1 protein-coding gene is annotated in these 1,021 nt (G+C 76.6%); it reads right to left on the reverse strand.

Annotated features, from left to right (window positions below; genetic code table 11):
- The coding region (locus AB0G02_RS42195) for an endonuclease/exonuclease/phosphatase family protein (RefSeq protein ID WP_360806800.1) at window positions 1-1,021 on the reverse strand (1,021 nt) is incomplete at both ends.

Here is a 1,021-nt window from a genome sequence, read left to right on the forward strand (position 1 = left end):
GCCCTCCACCCGCACCGCGAACGGCGGCACGGCGGCGACCGCCGAGGCCAGCAGCGGCACGGCCCGGTCGAAGTCCGACTCCGGCACGAACCCGAACAGCAGCGTCACGTGCGGCGGCCAGCGGTCCGCCCGGGGATCGTGCTCCCGGCGCACCCGCTCGACCTCCTCCCACGGCCCCGGCAGCCACACCACGGCGGTGCGCGGGGTCGGCGGCGAGTCGAGCACGTCACCCGGCGGCACGACCCGCTCCACCCGCGCCACCACCCCGAAGTGGTCCGAGGCGAACAGGCCGTCGACCGGCCGGTCACCCAGCAGGTCCGCCTCGACGCACCGCAGCCGGCCGCGCAGGAACACCCGGTCCAACCGCCCCGGCCGACCGGACAGCGACGACACCGCCGCCAGCGGGTTCACCACCGGGTCGAAGGTCGGCCGCTCGTCGCGCACCTCCGACCACGCGTCGCGCATCCCGAGCGCCGCGGCCGGGCGCGGCCCGCCGTCGTTGAAGTCGCCCACCAGCACCACCTCGCCCTCCACCCCGGCGAACGCCTCCGCGACGCGCGCGAGCTGACCCCGCCGCTTCGACGCGCCGTGCGCGGTGTGGTCGCTGGTCAGGTGGGTGGCCGCGACGACGAGCGGCCCGTCGCCGGTCTCGACCACCACCGCGCTGACGGCCTTGTGCGCGCCCAGCGGGAACCGCCCGGCCTCCAGCACGGGCAACCGGCTCAGCACCACCAACCCCGTGCGGTCGACGTCCGGGCCGGTCGGGTCGACGTCGAGCGCGTACCCCGCCCGCACCCACGGCTGGGCGAGGAGCGCGGCGAGCAGGTCCGGCTCCACCTCCTGCAACGCGATGACGTCCGCACCGGACGCCGCCAGTGCGGCGAACAGCAGCGGACGGCGGCGCGCGGTGTTGATGCGGTCACCGTCGTACCGGTCCCACAGCACGTTCCACGTCACCACCCGCACGGACGCCGAAGACGCGCCGGTGGTCCCGACGGGTCGGGTGGACCCGGTGGGCTCC

Source organism: Actinosynnema sp. NPDC023658 (assembly GCF_040639995.1).
Lineage (GTDB): Bacteria > Actinomycetota > Actinomycetes > Mycobacteriales > Pseudonocardiaceae > Actinosynnema.